Source organism: Streptomyces coelicoflavus (assembly GCF_045041415.1).
Lineage (GTDB): Bacteria > Actinomycetota > Actinomycetes > Streptomycetales > Streptomycetaceae > Streptomyces > Streptomyces coelicoflavus.
Map to the genome: position 1 here is coordinate 3,639,652 of NZ_CP108218.1, position 14,646 is coordinate 3,654,297.

The following is a 14,646-nucleotide window of genomic DNA, read 5'->3' on the forward strand; positions in this document are numbered from 1 at the left end:
CGGCTCCCGAGCTAATCGGGGGCCGCGTTCTTTCGAACGTGGATTCCTCATTCCGTAAATACACGCACCGACAGGAAGACGACGCCGACAGTGCGACGGTTCGTCGAAGAGTGGTTGGTACTCGCGGAATCGCTGTCCGGGGACCGACCGGGGTCGGCGCTCACGTCGGACAACTCGGAGAACTCTAGGAGTGCGGGGCAGACGTGTCAAATCCCGGGTGGCGGGGGCCGCGCGGGCGTACGGTGGGGCTCGTGACGACGCGTACGTGCAACCAGCGCTGGTGGGCCGCCTGACGGCGGCCGCACACACGTATGCACTCGACGGCCGCCGCTTCGGCGGCCGTTCTCGTATCTCCCTCCAGGAGGGGCGGCCGGCCGGGGGCGGCGGTCCTGACCAGGAGGTGGAGAGATGACGCGGGTCTTCAGTGGGGTCAAGCCGACGGGGCACCTGACCCTGGGGAACTACCTGGGAGCGATGCGGCGGTGGGCCGCAGAGGACCAGTACCGGTCGGACGCGTTGTTCTGCGTCGTCGACCTGCACGCACTGACCGTCGACCACGACCCGGCGCGGGTGCGCAGACTGAGCCGGCAGGCGGCGTCGCTGTTGCTGGCGGCGGGGCTGGATCCCGAGTCGTGCACCGTGTTCGTGCAGAGTCACGTGGACGAGCACGCCCGGCTGTCGTACGTACTGGAGTGCGTGGCGACCGACGGCGAGATGCGGCGGATGATCCAGTACAAGGAGAAGGCCGTGCGGGAGCGGGGGCGGGGCGGGAGTGTGCGGTTGTCGCTGCTGACGTATCCCGTGCTGATGGCAGCGGACATCCTGGCGTACGGGACGGACGAGGTGCCGGTCGGGGAGGACCAGACGCAGCACGTGGAGCTGGCGCGGGATCTCGCGGTGCGGTTCAACCAGCGGTACGGGCACACGTTCGTGGTGCCCCGGGCGACCGGTCCGGCGGTGGCGGCCCGGGTGATGAATCTGCAGGAGCCCGCTTCGAAGATGGGCAAGAGCGACGACACCGGGCCCGGGATCGTCTATCTGCTGGACGAGCCGGACGTGGTGCGGAAGAAGGTCGGGCGGGCCGTGACCGACAGCGGACGGGACGTCGTCTACGACCGGGAGGAGCGGGCGGGGCTCGCGAATCTGCTGGAGATCCTCGCCGCCTGTACGGGTGGGGACCCGGCGGAGCTGGCGGGTGGGTACGACTCGTACGGCGCCTTGAAGAAGGACACCGCTGAGGCGGTCGTCGAGGTGCTGCGGCCGGTACGGGAGCGGCACCAGGAACTGTGCGCCGATCCCGGGTACGTGGAGGGCGTCCTCCGGGACGGGGCGGAGAAGGCGCGGGCGATGGCGCGGCCGACCGTGGACGCCGCCTACCGGGCGATCGGGTTGCTGCCCCCGGTGAACGCGGCGCGGTAGGCGCGGGGGCTGGTGGCGAGGCGGGCCGCGAAGTGCTGGCGCATCGTGACCTCGCTGCCGAAACCCGCCCGGCGCGCGACCTCGGGCATGGGCAGGTCGGTGCGTTCGAGGAGCTTCTGGGCCGCGGCGACGCGCTGGTCCAGGAGCCAGCGGAGGGGTGTCGTGCCGGTGGCCGCCGTGAAGTGGCGGGCGAAGGAGCGGGGGGACATGCCGGCGCGGGCGGCCAGGTCGGCGACCGTGAGGGGCTGGTCGAGGTGGCGCAGGGCGTGTTCGCGGACGCCGGCGAGGGCGTCGGCGTCCCGGTCCGCCTGGGGGGTGGGGTGCTCGATGAACTGGGCCTGGGTGCCGGTGCGGAAGGGCGCGGTGACCATCGAGCGGGCGATGGTGGCGGCGGCCTCGGCGCCGTGGGCGAGGCGGACCAGGTGGAGGCAGAGGTCGATGCCGGCTGCCGTGCCGGCGGCGGTCCAGATGTTGTCGTCCTCGATGAAGAGTGCGTCGGGGACGACCCTGACCCGGGGGTGGTGGGTCTGGAGGAGGTCCAGGAGCCGCCAGTGGGTGATGGCACGGCGGCCGTCGAGGAGGCCGGCCTGGGCGAGGGTGAAGGCGCCTCCGCACAGGGCGGCGACGGTCGTGCCGCGCTCGTGGGCGCGGCGCAGGGCGGCGAGGACCGGGGCGGGTGCCGGGGTGAGGTGGTCGTCGAGGCCGGGAACGACGACGAGGTCGGCTTCGGCCAGCCAGTCGAGGGGACGGTCGGGGTGGAGGGCAAGGCCGCCGCGCATCATGACCGCGGTGGTCTCGTCGGCGGCGACGCGGCGCAGGTCGAAGGCGGGGGCGCCGCGGTCGGTGCGGTCGGTGCCCCAGACCTCGGTGATGACGGCGACGTCGAAGGCCCGGACGCCGGGGAAGGCGACGAGGGCGACGCGGTAGGGGTCTGCCGGGGCTGCCATGGGTGGCAGTAAACCATCGGTCGCTGGCTTATGTGCCTCTGGGGTTCGGTGCTGCCCGGCGGCACGATCGGAGGCATGGACATCGCGGAGAACGCAGCACTGGTGGTCGTGGACGTGCAGAAGGGCTTCGAGGAGCTCGGCTTCTGGGGGACGCGCAACAATCCGGCGGCCGACGACAACATCGCCGCCCTCATCGACGTGTGGCAGTCCACGGGGCGGCCGGTCGTCTTCGTGCGGCACGACTCGGTGAAGCCCGGGTCGCCGTTGCGGACGGGCTACGACGGGAACGCGTTCAAGGAGTACGTGGAGCGGCGGCGCGGGAAGGGGGGCGGGGCCGAGCTGCTGGTCACCAAGAGCGTGAACTCGGCGTTCCTCGGCGCGCCCGATCTGGGGGCCTGGCTGCGGGCGGCGGGGATCTCGCAGCTCGTGCTGGCCGGGATCCAGACCAACATGTGCGTCGAGACGACCGCACGGATGGGCGGGAACCTCGGGTACGAGGTCGTGGTCGCGTTCGACGCGACGTACACCTTCGGCCTGGAGGGACCCTTCGGCTGGCGGCAGGGCGCGGACGAGCTGGCTCGGGCGTCGGCGGTGTCGCTGCACGGGGGCGGGTTCGCGGACGTGGTGACCACGGAGGACGTCCTGAGCGCGGCGAAGTGAGCCCCCGCGCGGAGGGCTCGCGCGGCGGGCCCGCCCCGGTCGTCAGTCCTTGGTGCCGGAGGCCAGTTCGCGGCTGCGGTCGCGGGCGGCCTCGAGGGCGGCGATGAGGGCGGCGCGGACGCCGTGGTTCTCCAGTTCGCGGATGGCGTTGATCGTGGTGCCGGCCGGGGACGTGACGTTCTCGCGGAGCCTGACCGGGTGTTCGCCGCTGTCGCGGAGCATCTTCGCGGCGCCGATCGCGGACTGGACGATCAGGTCGTGGGCCTTGTCCCGGGGCAGGCCGAGCAGGATGCCGGCGTCGGTCATGGCCTCGACCAGGTAGAAGAAGTACGCCGGACCGGAGCCGGAGAGGGCGGTGCAGGCGTCCTGCTGGGACTCGGGGACGCGGAGGGTCTTGCCGACGGCGCCGAAGATCTCCTCGGTGTGGGTCAGGTGGGCGGCGGTCGCGTGGGTGCCGGCCGAGATGACGGACATGGCCTCGTCGACGAGGGCCGGGGTGTTCGTCATGACGCGGACGACCGGGGTGCCGGGGGCGAGGCGTTCCTCGAAGAAGGCGGTCGGGACGCCTGCCGCGCCGCTGATGATCAGGCGGTCGGCGGGGACGTGCGGGGCGAGTTCGTCGAGGAGCGTGCCCATGTCCTGCGGCTTGACCGTGAGGATCAGGGTGTCGGCGTTCTTGGCGGCCTCGGCGTTGGTGACCGGGGTGACTCCGTGGCGGGCGCGGAGTTCGTCGGCGCGTTCCCGGCGGCGGGCGGTGACCAGGAGGTCGGCGGGGGCCCAGCCGGCTCCGATCATGCCGCTGAGGAGGGCTTCGCCGATCTTGCCGGTGCCGAGGACGGCGACTTTCTGGGTCATGGGTTCGGTGCCCCTTCGGTGCGCTGTCCGTTCTTGCGTGCGTCGTCGTCATCCTCGCATTCAGGGGGGTGGGTCGGCCGTCGCGTCCAGTCCGCGGGACGGTGGTGGTGGGTGTCGCTCGGGGTTTTCGCCCCCGCCGCCCCTTCCCGTTCCCGTCCCTGGGGGCTGCGCCCCCGGGCCCCCGCTTTCGGCCTGGACGGCCTCGTCCTCAAGCGCCGGACGGGCTGGTCGGTTATGCCGTGCGGCGTTTCAGGGTTGCCGCTCCCAGAGCGAGGACCAGGAGGGCGCAGCCGGCGACGATCAGGGCGTCGCGGACGAAGGCGGCCGTCATGTCGGTGTGGCGGAGGACCTCGTTCATGCCGTCGACCGCGTAGGACATGGGCAGGACGTCGGAGACGGCCTCCAGGGCCGGGTGCATGGCGTCGCGCGGGGTGAAGAGGCCGCAGAGGAGGAGCTGAGGGAAGATCACCGCCGGCATGAACTGCACCGCCTGGAATTCGGAGGCCGCGAAGGCCGAGACGAAGAGGCCGAGCGCGGTGCCCAGGAGGGCGTCGAGCAGCGCGACCAGGAGGAGCAGCCAGGGGCTGCCGGTGACGTCCAGGTCCAGGAACCAGACCGCGAGGCCGGTCGCGAGGGCGGACTGGACGATCGCGAGGGCGCCGAAGGCGAGGGCGTATCCCGCGATGAGGTCGCCTTTGCCGAGGGGCATGGCGAGGAGGCGTTCGAGGGTGCCGGAGGTGCGCTCGCGCAGCGTCGCGATGGACGTGACCAGGAACATCGTGATCAGCGGGAAGATGCCGAGGAGCGAGGCGCCGATGTTGTCGAAGGTGCGCGGGCTGCCGTCGAAGACGTAGCGCAGCAGGAAGAGCATCACGCAGGGGATCAGCATCAGGAGCGCGATGGTGCGGGGGTCGTGACTCAGCTGGCGCAGGACGCGGGTCGCGGTGGCCGTGGTGCGCGGGAGGCTCAGGGGGCGGGCGGGGGCCGGGGGCGCCGCCGCCCGGGCGGGTGCGGGGGCCGTGGGGGTGGTCATCGGGTGGTCTCCTTCGTGCGGGCCGCCGCCTGGGCCTTCGACTCGTCGACCAGGTGGAGGAAGGCTTCCTCGACCGTCTCGGAGCCGGTGCGGGCGCGCAGGGCGTCGGGGGTGTCGTCGGCGAGGACCTCGCCCTCGCGCATCAGGAGCAGGCGGTGGCAGCGTTCGGCCTCGTCCATGACGTGGGAGGAGACCAGGAGGGTGGCGCCGCGGTCGGTGGCCAGGGAGTGGAACAGGGCCCACAGGTCCCGGCGGAGTACGGGGTCGAGGCCGACCGTCGGCTCGTCGAGGACGAGGAGTTCGGGGGCGCCCAGGAGGGCCACGGCGAGGGAGACCCGGCTGCGCTGGCCGCCGGAGAGGTTGCCGGCCAGGGAGCCCGCGTGGGTGGCGAGGTCCACGTCGGTGATGACGCGGGTGACCTCCTCGCGGCGGTGGGCGGAGGCCGCCCGGCCGGGGTGGAGGATCTCGGCGAAGTAGTCCAGGTTCTGGCGGACGGTGAGGTCGTCGAAGACGGACGGGGCCTGGGTGACGTAGCCGATGCGGGTGCGCAGGGCCGGGTGGCCGGCCGGGCGGCCGAGGACGTCGAGGGTGCCGGCGACCTTGTCCTGGGTGCCGACGATCGCCCGCATCAGGGTCGACTTGCCGCAGCCGGAGGGGCCGAGGAGGCCGGTGATCCGGCCGCGCGGGACGGTGAAGCCGAGGCCGTGCAGGACGGTGCGGGTGCCGCGGACGACGGTGAGGTCTTCGGCGTGGACGGCGGGTGGGGCGGGGGTGCCGCCGCCACCGTCGGGTGGCCGGGAGGAGTGTTCCGGCGAGTAATTCATCATGTGATGAATACTCCTCCCGGGCGTCCGAGGCGTCAAGGCGTCCCGCCGGGCCGCCGCGTCGGGCCGGCGGGGTCGCGCTGCCGCGGTGGTCCGCCGTGTCAGGCCGGCGGGGTCGTTCCGAGGAGGAGGTGGACGTCGTACGTCTCCTCGACGAGGCCGTCCGGGAAGACCGCCAGCAGGTGGCGGCGCTCCTCGGCGAAGAAGGCCGCGGCGCGTTCCTCCGTGTCGGTCAGGAAGACCGAGTGGCTGCCGAGGTTGGCCAGGTGGATGTCGAGGGGGACGCGTCGGCTCCAGCGGATCTCGCGGTGGACGAAGTCGAGGGTGCCGGTGGGGTCGGCGAAGCGGGCGTCGAAGTTCCGCTTCTCGGCGGAGAGGTTCAGGCCCGCGAAGTGCCGGTCGACGCGCCGGGCCGACTCCGCGATCCACGGCACGTCGAGGGCCTCGGTGTTCCACCACAGCGCCAGCGCGCCGCCCGGACGCAGCACGCGCAGCGCCTCCGGGACCGCCAGGGCGGGGTCGGTCCAGTGCCAGGACTGGGCGTAGGTGAGGAGGGCGGCGCTGTGGCCGGCGAGGGGGAGGGCGTTGCCGTTGCCGCGGACCACGGGCACGCCGGGGAGGGTGCGGCGGAACTCGGCGGCCATGCCGGCGCCGGGTTCCACGGCGATCACGTCGGCGCCGCGCTCGTGCAGGCGGGCGGTGGCGAGGCCCGTACCGGCGCCGACGTCCACGACGCGGGCGCCTTCGAGGGGGCGGCCGGTCAGCTCCTCCAGGGCGTCGAAGAGGGCCGGCGGGTAGGAGGGGCGGTTGGCGGCGTACTGGGCCGCGGCGGCGTTGAAGGAGTGGGCGCGGGCGCGGTGGGTGGCGGCCTGCGCGGAGGAGCCCTGCGCGCGGGCGGCCGCTGTCGCGGTGGCCGGAGCGTCCGAGGCCCGGCCGTCCGAGGGCGGCGGTGCGGACACAGGCGGTGTAGCCGGAGCGTCCGGGGCCCGGTCGCCCGAGGGCGGCGGTGCGGACACAGGCGATGTGGCCCGAGCGTCCGAGGCCCGGCCGTCCGAGGGCGGCGGTGCGGACACAGGCGGTGTAGCCCGAGCGTCCGAGGCCCGGCCGTCCGAGGGCGGCGGTGTCGTCATACGGCCATGGTGGCCGGGTGGGGCGGGGACGCAGTAGCCGTTTCCGGGGTGGATCGCGGTGCGGGTCGCGCCGGCGCCGGACCACGGCCCGCCGGGTTGTCGCGGGCGGCGACGGGCGCCGCGGGAGAGGGGACCGGCCTCCTGCGCGCTACTTCCGGCGGCGCCTCTTCGACGGGTTGCCCGTGCGGCGGGTGGTGCGCCGCTCGTACTCCTCGCAGGCCTTCTCGTACTCCGCGCGGTGCAGCTTCTCGCCCGGGGCCTCGGTGAAGGTGCGGAGGAAGTAGGCGAGGAGGGAGCCGACGAAGCCGATGGCGAGGAGGCCGCGCAGGGAGGCCTGGCGGTCGGGGTCGGGACGGCGGGTGAAGGCGGACCAGGTGTGGCGGAAGGCCAGGGCGCTGCACACCGCGAACATGACGATCATCAGCAGCGAGACGAAGCTGCCGATGTCGGCGATCTGGAGGCCCTGGTAGGCGACGCGGAGCACGAAGCAGGCGGCGGCCGCCACGGCGAGCGAGCCGACGGCGAGGCCCGCCCGGCGGGCCGTGTAGCCGTCGTCGTGGTGCACCCAGGTCGTGCCGTAGAACCGGAGGGGTTCGGGGCGGGGGCCCGCCTGGGTGTCCGGGGTGCCGTTCTTGCCGTTCTCTGCGCTCACGGGTCGATTATGGCGCGCGCCGCCCGGGGCGTGCGGTGCGGTCAGCCGCCCTGGCCCGCGCTGCCCATCGGGCCGACCTGCACCGGGGTGCCCGAGCCGTCGGTGACGGGCAGGCTGGCGGCGCCCGGCCAGTCGAGGGTGACCGACTTGGTCTCGTTCGGCGGGGTCACCACCAGGCCCGTGATGCGGACGCCGGAGCCGCCCGTGTCGTTGACCGGGTAGGTGATGCCGAAGGTCACCGTGTCCCCGTCCGCGAGGACGACGGTCGGGGCCTGCTCGCCGGTGCGCTTGGCCGACAGGGTGCCCGCGTTCGTCTTCAGGTCGACGCCCGCGTAGCCCTCGAGGGTGCAGTCCCGGCCGCCGCCGTTCTTCAGGTCCACCGCGACGGTGCCCCTGTCGTCGCCGCCGACCGTGGCGTCGATCGCCGTGATCTCCAGCTCGTCGGTGCGGCACTTGGCGGTCCTGCCGTCCTCGCCGGGTCCGCCTGTCCCGCCGGACCCGCCCGTCCCGTTGGGGGTCTTCCCCTCGGAGTCCGTCCCGCCCTCCTGGTCCGAGCCGGCCGAGCCCGAGCCGCCGTCCGCGGCGGACGGGGCGGAGGCGGCCGGCGGGGTGGCGCTCTGGTCCGTGCCGTCGTCGTTCTGGCAGGCCGTGAGCGAGAGACCGGCGGCGAGGGCCATGGCGGCGAGGGTCAGCTTGCGAACGCGCATCGTTGTCTACCTCAGAGTCGGTTGGCGTGCCGGTCCGCCCGCACCCATCGGTGCGGGCAGCGTTTCCGAGCATCAAGAGCCACTCGGCCCGGCACGCCGTTCCTCCCGGAGACCTCCTAATACGCCGCTGGGACACCGCTGTTACAAGGTCAGCGGCACGCCACGGTCAGCAGCGCGGAGCCACGTAGCCGTCGCTGCCGGTGCGGATGTAGGCGTCGGAGACGTACTGGCCGCTGCCGATGTTGTCCCAGATGTTCGAGGTGCCGTAGGGGCCCGAGACCCACTCCCCCGGGCGCTGGCAGTGGATCGAGACCCTGGAACCCTCGGACAGGACCCGCACCAGGCGGTAGTTGGTGCCCGGGCCGCTGCGGACGTTCAGGCGGTAGCCCGGAGCGACCGGGTAGGAGAGCAGGGCCGCGGTCGCCGCGACGGCTCCCCCGGCCGCCCCGACCGCTTCCTCTTCCCCGTCGCCGATGTTCCGGACCTGGTCGACCGACATGATGGAACTCCCCCCGTTGCACCCCGCGACGTTCGCGGGGGACCGTTGATACCCCAAGAACAAGCCATGAAACACCAGTTCGCAACTCGCACGCGGACGTCGGCAGGCCGCCTCTGTGCCGTGCGCCCCATCGACTAGGCTCCGAGCATCGCTCGCGCGAACGAACAGCACGGGGGTGGTTCCATGGCGCCGCAGCGGGATGCCGGAGCGGACGCGGAAGCGGAACTTCCGGAGTACGCCGGTCACTACCGTCTGGAGTCCCGTCTGGGCTCGGGCGGCATGGGCGTCGTACACCTGGCCCGCAGCACCTCCGGGATGCGCGTCGCGGTCAAGGTCGTGCACGCCACGTACGCCAGGGACCCCGAGTTCAGAGGGCGTTTCCGGCAGGAGGTGGCCGCGGCCCGGCGGGTGAGCGGGGCCTTCACGGCGCCGGTCGTGGACGCCGATCCGGAGGCCGGACGGCCCTGGATGGCCACGCTGTTCATCCCCGGCCCGACGCTCTCGGAGCACGTGAAGCGGAACGGGCCGATGGACGAGCCCCAGTTGCGCCGGCTGATGGCCGGGCTGGCCGAGGCGCTGCGTGACATCCACCGGGTGGGTGTGGTGCACCGGGACCTCAAACCGAGCAACGTCCTGCTCGCCGAGGACGGGCCGAAGGTCATCGACTTCGGCATTTCCCGGCCGAAGGACAGCGAGTTGCGGACCGAGACCGGGAAGCTGATCGGCACGCCGCCGTACATGGCACCCGAGCAGTTCCGGCGGCCCCGGGAGGTGGGTCCTGCGGCCGACGTCTTCACCCTCGGATCGCTGCTGGTGCACGCGGCCACCGGACGCGGGCCCTTCGACTCCGACAGCCCGTACGTCGTCGCCTACCAGGTCGTGCACGACGAGCCCGACCTGACCGGCGTACCGGACTCGCTCGCTCCGCTGGTGCTGCGCTGTCTCGCCAAGGAGCCCGAGGACCGGCCCACGCCGGACGAGCTGATGCGGGAGCTGCGGTCGGTGGCGGCGGCCTACGACACGCAGGTGTTCATACCGGCTCCGCGGACGGACGGGGACCGGACCCCGCCGCCCGGGGCCGGCGCGGAACCCGGGCCGGGGGCTCCCGCCGGGTCGTCGGCGCAAGGGTCCGGGCCGTCGGTGCAAGGGTCCGGGCCGTCCGCACGGCGGTCCGGGCGGGTCGTACGGCGGCTGGGGAAGCGGTCGGTGCTCGTCGCCGGGGCGGTGGCCCTCGCCGTGATCGGGAGCCTGGTGGCCGTGCAGGCGTTCGGCGGTGCCGAGCCCGCGGGCACGCCCACCGCACAGAGCGCGCCGGGCGGGTTCGGGACGTGGGAGGCGGTGCCCGCGGCCGAGGACGGCGGGATGCCGCAGTGCTCGTACGCGGCGCGGCGGCTGCTGTGCGCGCGGCCCGGTCTGGTCTTCGCCCTCGATCCGGCCGACGGGAGCACGCTGTGGCGGCACCCCGTCGCGGAGGCCGTGCGGAGCGAACCGCCGGTCGTGTCGGGCGGGCTCGTGCAGCCCGAGGTCGGCCTGCTGGGCCCGCTGGAGGCGCTCGACCCCGCGACGGGCGAGCCGGAGTGGCAGGAGGACATGCCCGCGTACGACGGGCTGCGCACCGTCGGCGACATGCTGCTGCTCACCCGCGCCGACGGCATGGTCACCGGCGTGGACAGCGCCTCGGGGAAGACGCGGTGGGCGCGCCGGATCCCCGGGCAGTCCGTGCCGTACTTCACCTCGTTCGCCGGGGAGCGGAAGCCGGCCGCGTACGCGACGAGCCAGAGCGGGGACGGGCGGCGGACCCGGGTCACCGCGGTGGACCCGGCGAGCGGGGACGTGCGCTGGGACGCGGAGCTGGCCGGGACGCTGACGCCCGTGGGGGCCGCCGCGGACGGGTCGGTGTTCCTCGTCGCCGAGGGGGCGACCTACGGCGACGTCAAGACCGTGGTCCGCTACACGCCCGCCACCGGGGCGACCCGGCGGGTGACGCTGCCGATCCCGGTCGAGCAGGCGTCGGCGGGCGTGCGCGGGGACACCGTGTACCTCATGGGCGCGGGCGGTTCACTGGTCGCCGTCGACATGGCGGCGGGGAAGCAGACCTGGCGGCTGGAGACGGGCGTGAGCCGGGGCTCGGCGCCGGTCTCCGACGGACGGCACGTGTACGTCACCGCGCCCGACGGGCGGCTCCTCGGGGTCGACGCCCGCAAGGGCAGGCTCCTCGGGCAGACCCGGCCCCGGCTCGGCGCCGACTCCGACAAGGTGCCCGCGTCGCTGCCGGCGCCCCTGCTCGCGGGCGGGCACGTGTACGCCGGGGCGCCCGACGGGACCGTGTTCGGGGTGCCGGGGCGGGACCCGGGGGCCTGGTAGGGCGGGCCCGGGTCCCTCGCGGGGGCGTCAGCCCAGCTTGCTGATGTCGCGCACCGCGCCCTTGTCGGCGCTGGTGGCCATCGCGGCGTACGCCTTCAGGGCCGCGGAGACCTTGCGGTCGCGGTTCTTCGGGGCGTACACGCCGTTCAGGGCCTGCTCGCGGCGGGTCAGCTCGGCGTCGTCCACGAGCAGCTCGATGGAGCGGTTCGGGATGTCGACGCGGATGCGGTCGCCGTCCTCGACCAGGGCGATGGTGCCGCCGGCCGCCGCCTCGGGGGAGGCGTGGCCGATGGAGAGGCCCGAGGTGCCGCCGGAGAAGCGTCCGTCGGTGACCAGGGCGCAGGCCTTTCCGAGGCCGCGGCCCTTCAGGTACGAGGTCGGGTAGAGCATCTCCTGCATGCCGGGGCCGCCCTTGGGGCCCTCGTAGCGGATGACGACGACGTCGCCCTCCTTGACCTGCTGGGTGAGGATCTTCTGGACGGCCTCCTCCTGCGACTCGCAGACGACGGCCGGGCCCTCGAAGGTCCAGATCGACTCGTCGACGCCGGCCGTCTTCACGACGCAGCCGTCCTCGGCGAGGTTGCCGCGCAGGACCGCGAGACCGCCGTCCTTGGAGTAGGCGTGCTCGACGGAGCGGATGCAGCCGCCCGCGGCGTCGTCGTCCAGGGAGTCCCAGCGCTCGGACTGGGAGAAGGCCTCGGCGGAGCGGACGCAGCCGGGGGCCGCGTGCCACAGCTCGACCGCCTCCTGGGAGGGGGAGCCGCCGCGCACGTCCCAGGTCTTCAGCCAGTCGGTCAGGGACGGGCTGTGGACGGAGTGCACGTCCTCGTTGAGCAGGCCGCCGCGGTGCAGTTCGCCGAGGAGGGCGGGGATGCCGCCGGCGCGGTGCACGTCCTCCATGTAGTACGTGCGGTCCTTGGCGACGTTCGGCGCGACCTTGGCCAGGCAGGGGACGCTGCGCGAGAGGGCGTCCATCTCGGCGAGGCCGTAGGAGACCTCGGCCTCCTGGGCGGCGGCCAGCAGGTGCAGGATCGTGTTGGTGGAGCCGCCCATCGCGATGTCCAGCGCCATGGCGTTGCCGAAGGCGGCGGGGGTGGCGATGTTGCGGGGCAGGACCGAGTCGTCGTCCTGCTCGTAGTAGCGCCGGGTCAGGTCGAGGACCGTGCGGGCGGCGTTCTCGTAGAGCGCCTTGCGGGCGGTGTGGGTGGCCAGCACCGAGCCGTTGCCGGGCAGGGAGAGGCCGATGGCCTCGGTCAGGCAGTTCATCGAGTTGGCGGTGAACATGCCGGAGCAGGAGCCGCAGGTCGGGCAGGCGTTCTCCTCGATGCGGAGGATGTCCGCGTCGGAGATCTTGTCGTTGACCGCCTCCGACATCGCGTCGACCAGGTCGAGGGTGCGGACCGTGCCGTCGACCAGGGTGGCGCGGCCGGACTCCATCGGGCCGCCGGAGACGAAGACCGTGGGGATGTTCAGGCGGAGCGCCGCGTTGAGCATGCCCGGGGTGATCTTGTCGCAGTTGGAGATGCAGATCAGGGCGTCGGCGCAGTGGGCCTCGACCATGTACTCCACGCTGTCCGCGATCAGGTCGCGGGAGGGGAGGGAGTAGAGCATGCCGCCGTGGCCCATCGCGATGCCGTCGTCCACGGCGATCGTGTTGAACTCGCGCGGGATGCCGCCGGCCGCGGTGACCGCCTCGCTGACGATGCGGCCGACGGGGGCCAGGTGCGTGTGGCCCGGCACGAACTCCGTGAAGCTGTTGGCGACGGCGATGATCGGCTTCCGTCCGATGTCCGCGCCGGGTACACCGGAGGCACGCATAAGGGCGCGGGCGCCCGCCATGTTGCGGCCGTGGGTGACTGTGCGGGACCTCAGTTCGGGCATCGTCGCTCGCTCCTTCGGAGAGTTATGACTGCCGTCGAGCGTACGCCGGTCATCCAGGGGTCGGGACGGGGTGTCCGGAATGCGGGACGCACGTCTCGCCGTACGCCGTGGCTGGGCGTCCTCGGGGGCCGGTGAAGGGCCTCACGGTCCGGTCAGGTGGCCCTGGACGACCGGCGCCAGGCGGGCGACGATCTGCTCCGGGTCGGCGGAGGCCAGCGGCTCCACCTTGATCACGTAGCGGAGCATCGCGCAGCCCACCAACTGCGCCGCCGCCAGTTCGACGCGCAGCTCCGCGTCCGGGCTCTCCAGCCGGGCCGCCACGCGCCGCATCACCTGGGCGGCGATCAGGCGGCGGAAGACCGCGGCGGCGGTGTCGTTGTTGACCGCGGAACGGACGATGGCCAGCACCGGCTTGCGGGTCGTGGGGTTCTCCCACACGCCCATGATGAACCGTGTGAGCTGCTCCCCGATCCCGTCGAGGGGCCCCTCGCCGATCGCCTCGGGGGCTCTGAGGGCCGGTGCGAAGGCGACCTCGATGGCGGCCTCGAAGACCTGCTCCTTGGTGCCGAAGTAGTGGTGGACCAGGGCCGGGTCCACGCCCGCCGCCTTGGCGATGCCGCGCACGGACGTCTTCTCGTAGCCGCGCTCGGAGAACTCCTCGCGGGCGGTGACGAGGATGCGGTCGCGGGTGTCCCCGGACTCCGAACCGGGCGGGCGGCCGCGGCGGCGGGTGGCTCCGCCGGTGTCGCTCACCGGCGCTCCGTCCCGGCCGCCGGGCCTCCCGCGAGCGGGGGCGCCGGCTGTGCCAGGTACTTGCGGGTGAAGGCCAGCGCCTCGGCGAGATCGGCCTCACGTTCGGCGCCGGACATCGCGCGCCTGGTGTTGACCTCGATCACGACGTGGCCGTCGAAGCCGGTGCGCGTGAGGTGTTCGAGGACCTCGGCGCAGGGCTGGTTGCCGCGGCCGGGGACGAGGTGCTCGTCCTTGGCGGAGCCCTTGCCGTCGGCCAGGTGGACGTGGCCGAGGCGGTCGCTCATGCGGTCGATCATGTCGAGGGCGTCGGTGCGGGAGGTCGCGGCGTGGCTGAGGTCGATCGTGAAGTGCCGGTAGTCGTCCTTCGTGACGTCCCAGTCGGGGGCGTACGCCTGCATCTCGCGGTCGCGGTAGCGCCACGGGTACATGTTCTCGACGGCGAAGCGGACGTCCGTCTCGTTCGCCATCCGCCAGACGCCCTCGACGAAGTCCCGCGCGTACTGGCGCTGCCAGCGGAACGGGGGGTGCACGACGACGGCGGACGCGCCGAGCTTCTCGGCGGCGGCGCGGGCGCGCTGGAGCTTGACCCAGGGGTCGGTGGACCAGACGCGCTGGGTGATGAGCAGACACGGTGCGTGCACGGCGAGTATCGGCATGCGGTGGTAGTCGCTGAGTCTGCGCAGCGCGTCGATGTCCTGGCTGACCGGGTCCGTCCAGACCATCACCTCGACGCCGTCGTAACCGAGGCGCGCGGCGATCTCGAAGGCCGTCGCCGTCGACTCCGGGTAGACGGAAGCCGTCGACAGGGCGACCTTCGCGTCCGGGGTTCGGATCACGTCCCTGGGGTTTGCCACGGGGGTCAGGGTACGGGGTGCCCTCCGGGGGGCGCGGGGCGCCTAATCGCCGTTGTGGTGAGTGCCAT

General features: G+C 73.2%; 14 protein-coding genes. 3 read left to right on the forward strand and 11 right to left on the reverse strand.

All coding sequences use genetic code 11. From position 1 onward, the window contains the following. Positions 1-408: 408 nt before the first annotated feature. Positions 409-1,419, forward strand: coding sequence for a tryptophan--tRNA ligase (gene trpS, locus OHA99_RS16135; RefSeq protein ID WP_381573244.1), 1,011 nt, complete (start codon positions 409-411; stop codon positions 1,417-1,419). Here the strand turns inward: trpS and OHA99_RS16140 are convergent. Beyond that, positions 1,374-2,366 (reverse strand): helix-turn-helix domain-containing protein, encoded by a 993-nt coding sequence (locus OHA99_RS16140; protein WP_366474030.1) that lies wholly within the window; start codon positions 2,364-2,366, stop codon positions 1,374-1,376. The two genes, trpS and OHA99_RS16140, sit on opposite strands and share 46 nt — an antisense overlap. Before the next feature lie 75 nt (positions 2,367-2,441). Here OHA99_RS16140 and OHA99_RS16145 point away from each other — a divergent pair, with 75 nt between their 5' ends. Then, the gene (locus OHA99_RS16145) at positions 2,442-3,026 is read left to right on the forward strand and encodes a cysteine hydrolase family protein (protein WP_405696304.1); all 585 of its coding nucleotides are present in this window, start codon (positions 2,442-2,444) and stop codon (positions 3,024-3,026) included. A 42-nt stretch (positions 3,027-3,068) separates the two neighbouring features. On the opposite strand, the gene proC is transcribed toward OHA99_RS16145, so the two are convergent. The 7 genes from proC to OHA99_RS16180 form a co-directional block, all read right to left on the reverse strand. Further along, a complete protein-coding gene (gene proC, locus OHA99_RS16150; protein WP_164243417.1) occupies positions 3,069-3,881 on the reverse strand; it encodes a pyrroline-5-carboxylate reductase in 813 nt (270 codons plus the stop codon). A gap of 232 nt (positions 3,882-4,113) precedes the next feature. Beyond that, the gene (locus OHA99_RS16155) at positions 4,114-4,914 is read right to left on the reverse strand and encodes an ABC transporter permease (protein WP_153178574.1); all 801 of its coding nucleotides are present in this window, start codon (positions 4,912-4,914) and stop codon (positions 4,114-4,116) included. Next, the gene (locus OHA99_RS16160; protein ID WP_405696309.1) at positions 4,911-5,741 is read right to left on the reverse strand and encodes an ABC transporter ATP-binding protein; all 831 of its coding nucleotides are present in this window, start codon (positions 5,739-5,741) and stop codon (positions 4,911-4,913) included. Before OHA99_RS16160 ends, OHA99_RS16155 begins: the two co-directional genes overlap by 4 nt. 98 nt (positions 5,742-5,839) lie before the next feature. Next, positions 5,840-6,811, reverse strand: a complete 972-nt coding sequence (locus OHA99_RS16165) for a class I SAM-dependent methyltransferase (RefSeq protein ID WP_405698961.1) — start codon at positions 6,809-6,811, stop codon at positions 5,840-5,842. A gap of 205 nt (positions 6,812-7,016) precedes the next feature. Further along, positions 7,017-7,520 (reverse strand): EamA/RhaT family transporter, encoded by a 504-nt coding sequence (locus tag OHA99_RS16170; RefSeq protein WP_405696312.1) that lies wholly within the window; start codon positions 7,518-7,520, stop codon positions 7,017-7,019. A 41-nt stretch (positions 7,521-7,561) separates the two neighbouring features. Beyond that, positions 7,562-8,227 carry a DUF4232 domain-containing protein gene (locus tag OHA99_RS16175; protein WP_405696315.1) on the reverse strand — a complete coding sequence of 222 codons (666 nt, stop codon included), beginning with the start codon at positions 8,225-8,227 and terminating at the stop codon, positions 7,562-7,564. Between the two features lie 166 nt (positions 8,228-8,393). Next, positions 8,394-8,726 carry an SH3 domain-containing protein gene (locus OHA99_RS16180; protein WP_153178578.1) on the reverse strand — a complete coding sequence of 111 codons (333 nt, stop codon included), beginning with the start codon at positions 8,724-8,726 and terminating at the stop codon, positions 8,394-8,396. Positions 8,727-8,909: 183 nt separating this feature from the next. On the opposite strand from OHA99_RS16180, the gene OHA99_RS16185 reads away from it, so the two are divergent. Next, positions 8,910-11,090 carry a serine/threonine-protein kinase gene (locus OHA99_RS16185; protein WP_405696319.1) on the forward strand — a complete coding sequence of 727 codons (2,181 nt, stop codon included), beginning with the start codon at positions 8,910-8,912 and terminating at the stop codon, positions 11,088-11,090. Positions 11,091-11,117: 27 nt separating this feature from the next. Here OHA99_RS16185 and ilvD read toward each other — a convergent pair whose 3' ends face one another. From ilvD to OHA99_RS16200, 3 genes are all read right to left on the reverse strand, one after another. Further along, complete coding sequence (ilvD, locus tag OHA99_RS16190) at positions 11,118-12,971, reverse strand: dihydroxy-acid dehydratase (protein WP_405696322.1); 1,854 nt, start codon at positions 12,969-12,971, stop codon at positions 11,118-11,120. A 141-nt stretch (positions 12,972-13,112) separates the two neighbouring features. Further along, positions 13,113-13,724 carry a TetR family transcriptional regulator gene (locus OHA99_RS16195; RefSeq protein ID WP_366474024.1) on the reverse strand — a complete coding sequence of 204 codons (612 nt, stop codon included), beginning with the start codon at positions 13,722-13,724 and terminating at the stop codon, positions 13,113-13,115. Further along, entirely contained in the window at positions 13,721-14,578 is an 858-nt protein-coding gene (locus OHA99_RS16200; protein WP_405696325.1) for a sugar phosphate isomerase/epimerase family protein, read from the reverse strand. The genes OHA99_RS16195 and OHA99_RS16200 overlap by 4 nt, the downstream gene beginning before the upstream one ends. Positions 14,579-14,646 lie beyond the last annotated feature (68 nt).